This window comes from Flavobacterium sp. (assembly GCF_043780635.1).
Classification (GTDB): Bacteria; Bacteroidota; Bacteroidia; order Flavobacteriales; family Flavobacteriaceae; genus Flavobacterium.
Window position 1 is genome coordinate 1 of record NZ_JAYWCK010000037.1, and the last position, 3,887, is coordinate 3,887.

General features: G+C 34.6%; 4 protein-coding genes. 3 read left to right on the forward strand and 1 reads right to left on the reverse strand.

The window, feature by feature from the left end; translation table 11 throughout:
- Positions 1–201 precede the first annotated feature (201 nt).
- The 3 genes from ACH2BV_RS03530 to ACH2BV_RS03540 all read left to right on the forward strand — a co-directional run bounded on the left by ACH2BV_RS03530 (position 202) and on the right by ACH2BV_RS03540 (position 2,530).
- The gene (locus ACH2BV_RS03530) at positions 202–819 is read left to right on the forward strand and encodes an SOS response-associated peptidase (protein ID WP_395049340.1); all 618 of its coding nucleotides are present in this window, start codon (positions 202–204) and stop codon (positions 817–819) included.
- A 356-nt stretch (positions 820–1,175) separates the two neighbouring features.
- Entirely contained in the window at positions 1,176–1,748 is a 573-nt protein-coding gene (locus ACH2BV_RS03535; protein WP_395049341.1) for an outer membrane beta-barrel protein, read from the forward strand.
- Between the two features lie 134 nt (positions 1,749–1,882).
- Entirely contained in the window at positions 1,883–2,530 is a 648-nt protein-coding gene (locus ACH2BV_RS03540) for a DUF2846 domain-containing protein (protein ID WP_395049342.1), read from the forward strand.
- A 182-nt stretch (positions 2,531–2,712) separates the two neighbouring features.
- Here ACH2BV_RS03540 and ACH2BV_RS03545 read toward each other — a convergent pair whose 3' ends face one another.
- Complete coding sequence (locus tag ACH2BV_RS03545; RefSeq protein ID WP_395049343.1) at positions 2,713–3,411, reverse strand: DUF1826 domain-containing protein; 699 nt, start codon at positions 3,409–3,411, stop codon at positions 2,713–2,715.
- Positions 3,412–3,887 lie beyond the last annotated feature (476 nt).

Genomic DNA, 3,887 nt, shown 5'->3' on the forward strand with positions numbered 1-3,887 from the left:
TTAAACTTAAAAATACAAAATAAGGAGCAGAAAAACTAGTTTTCTACTCCTTATTTATTAATCAATTAAGTACTAAAATGACTTTTTCAGTGCCCTCCATCTCTGTAAAGGCTTTCTGCTTTTGCTTCCCTTATAAAACTAGAATCATATAATTTCCTAATTTTAATAGTTGAAATAATCAATAACCAAATTGACGAATTAATGTGCTTCCACTCCAAACAATCCAAGTCCGCAACAGAACTACAACACAGGTTCAAAGCAACCATGGACAACCCTTTGGAGTTCCAGCCACAAAACCACATCAATGGCTTTGACTTTCCGGAAACACCCGTTATCATAGACGAAAAACCACAAATCATTACCCACTACAATTGGGGGCTCATCCCAGCTTGGTCAAAGGATTCAGCAATTCAAAAATACACTCTGAATGCCAAGATAGAAACTGTCAACGAAAAACCATCCTTCAAAAACTCCGTCAACAAAAGATGCCTCGTAATCGCTAATGGCTATTTCGAATGGAAATGGCTGGATCCAAAAGGAAAAAATAAACAGAAATACGAAATAGAACTGCCAAATGAAGAACTATTTGCTTTTGCAGGATTGTATGCCCATTGGGTAGATAAAAACACAGGAGAACTAAAAAACACCTACACCATACTAACTACAGAAGCTAGTCCCCTATTGGCTGAAATCCACAATCACAATAAAAGAATGCCGATAGTCCTCAAACACGAGGACGAAAAAAAATGGCTACAACACGAACCAATCGAACACTATGCTTATCCTTACAGCGTTGATTTGGTTGCATTAAAATTGTAAATACTTAATATATAGTATAAAAATTACACTTAATTTTTTAGTTACCCTATAGAAACTACTAAGCTGGAGATAGTGAAAACATTCGCAAAAACACAAGGGTTCGAGAGCCTCTTAGAATACTAAATTTAATTTAAAGAGATTGAAAAACTTATACATACAATTGTAACCCTTTTTGCTGGGCACAGCAGGAACAATATTACTAATAATAATGATAATAGAATAAATAATCACTCCTTTACGGGAAACCGTAAAGTATAGTAAAAAATGTACTTTATGTTTGCTTAGTATTATTTTACAATAATATCAGGGTAGCTGAAAACTGATTAGAGTAGGTAAACATTAAAAATAAACATAAAATGAAAAAAATTATTTTAATTGCGTTAGTATTATGTGCTTTTAGCTTTGCTAATGCACAAGAGTCCAAAGGTTATATTGGCGTTTCTTTTGGAGCCTCTTTTCCAAGTGGAGATTTAACCAAGGTTGATAATGCTAAGACTGGATTTAATTTAGGACTGATTAATGCAGGATATCGTTTCACAGAAACTTATGGGATGACTTTTAACTGGGGTTCAACAGCTTATAACTTTTCGGATGTTTATGGATATGATTATACGTTCGCTATTGGTTACTTAGCTATAGGCCCTATGTTTTCTTTTCCTTTAAGTAATAAAATAGGACTTGACTTAAAGCCTCAGATAGCATTTACCACAGGTGTTTTTGATGATGGTACTGATACATTTAATACTAACTCTTCAACAGGATTATTATTAGGTAGCAGTATTAACTTTCCTTTTGCAAAACATTGGGGACTTGCTTTCAATTTAGATTACCTATCCACAAAGTTTAAAGAAGTGGATGGTGAGCCTATGGATATAAACTACAAAGCTAATGCTTTTAATACTTCATTAGGAATTCAATATAAATTCTAAAGTATAATAATTTTAATTACCTGATAGCTCGGACTACAAATCCGGGCTTATTCTAAATACCAAAACACAAATAATCGACAATGCATTAACATAATGCCGTTTTCTATGTTGTCTTAATTTAAAATTAATATAAAATGAAAAAATTAATCCTTACAGTTTTAACGGCAATTTTCACTGTCTCTATTAGTTTTTCACAAGATTTACTGACAAAGAAATCTGGTGAAGATATTCAAGCAAAAGTACTTGAGGTAACAACTACTGAGATAAAGTATAAAAAGTTTGATAACCAAAGTGATCCGACATATACAATACTAAAATCTGATGTGTTAATAGTTCGTTATAAAAATGGTACAAAAGACATTTTTACTGAAGAAAAAAAAAATGAAACTGTTTCTGCCCTTACTCCGACCATTATCCCAAGCACTACGATCGGCGACCTCAAAGCTAACATTTATTTTATTCGCTCTACAGGATATAATGGTTCATTAACTGCATTCACAGCTTTTATTGACAAACAATTGGTATGCAAACTGAACAATAAGAAATACTCAATCCATCAAGTGGAACCAGGCGAACATAGTTTTACGGTTCAATTTGCAGGCACTGAAGCAAAAGAGAAAGCAGAACCAATAACTATTAATGTTGAGGCTGGAAAAACGTATTACATTCAGATGCTTTTTCAACCTGGGTTCTGGGCAAATAATTTATATTGTCAAGAGGTAACAGAAAAGTCTGCAAAGACAGTCTTGTCAGGACTATCACTTGATAATAAATGTAAGTAGATAAATATAGCAGGAAACTGAAAACGGTATAGATTAAGCAAACAATAGGCCCCCCCCTGGTGCTCATCTTTGACGAGTACCTATTCAAATTCGAAGCTTTCGCAACGTGGTTTCCCCCATTCGTAAGAACCTATCCTATTTCTTAATCCGGATAATACCTCAAAACTATCACTAGTTTTTTTTTAGCAAATCAACAGCAAACGATATTCCCCTTGCTTTTCTATTGGTGCTCTGTGAATACAAGGTAGCACCTGTTGTTCTGGATGATCTACAGCCAGGCGCCAAAGATGTCCTAATCCTAAATTAACAGGCACAGCATAGGGTTGCGCCTGATAATGCAAATCAAAATAATTTTCCGTCAAAAAGTTTTCAAATTCCTCCGTTGGGCCATTATGTAGCTCTTTTAGCTTGTTACGAATTTCAGGAATCAGCACTTTTTGCTCCGCTTGCTCATTAGCAATAATATCACTTGGCTGTCCGTGATAGGTACATAAAAAAGTATCCGTTGCAATAGGCGAACGATCTACATGATACGAATACACATCGGTGGATATGAAATCAAATTCGTCATCTCGTTCATAACACTTCAGTAAATTAAGCGAGGGGGAAGCTCCGAAATCGGCTAATAATCGGAAATCATTTAAGATAATTTCCCTTGCACTATTCCCCTTTTCTGATAGTTGGAGTGCCAATAGGTCTTCAGGATCCACTTCAGTTATATTTTCTTTTAATTGCAGTTGGTCTACAATCTCTTTAAAATCGCCTTCCAAATTTCGGTACCAGCATAGGGCATTCCTTTCTCCCTTAAAATCGGTATTTACCAATTCAGAAAAAGTGGATACGATTCCAATTTGGCTACTGTCAGAAAATGTATTGCCCATAGTATGTTATCAAGAAGCTTGTTCGTTAATGTGGTACAAAATTATGGAATTATAAGGAGTTATCGGTTATCGGTTGTCAGTTATCGGTTGGGGTGTTGGTGGTTGGGTTGGAGGAAGGCCGCCTAACTCAGATTGCATAGCTGCACATCGTTTCGCTCGCAATGACAGTGGAATTTGTCATGCAATGAAAATTTGCAAAATAAATAAAGTGTCTTATTTTACTCAAAAAGGACGGGGAAAATGGATTTAAAAAACCCAAATGAGGAAAGCCGTAAACTTTTAAAGAATAGATAATTTATTTTTGGATCCAAAGTGGGTGAACATTAATACTAAAATTGTTATTTGGTATCTATGATGCCCCATTTAAATATTAAAATAAACCCGTTGGGTGTAATTATTTAAAGTAAAATAAGTCGGATAAATATTGGTCAAGATACTGAAATTCAGTATCTTGAAGTCGCTAAACAAACCAATAT

Bases quoted from the DNA above. Each gene is read 5' to 3' on its own strand.
- ACH2BV_RS03530 (WP_395049340.1), top strand. From the start codon at position 202: ATGTGCTTCCACTCCAAACAATCCAAGTCCGCAACAGAACTACAACAC.
- ACH2BV_RS03535 (WP_395049341.1), top strand. From the start codon at position 1,176: ATGAAAAAAATTATTTTAATTGCGTTAGTATTATGTGCTTTTAGCTTT.
- ACH2BV_RS03540 (WP_395049342.1), top strand. From the start codon at position 1,883: ATGAAAAAATTAATCCTTACAGTTTTAACGGCAATTTTCACTGTCTCT.
- ACH2BV_RS03545 (WP_395049343.1), bottom strand. From the start codon at position 3,411: ATGGGCAATACATTTTCTGACAGTAGCCAAATTGGAATCGTATCCACT.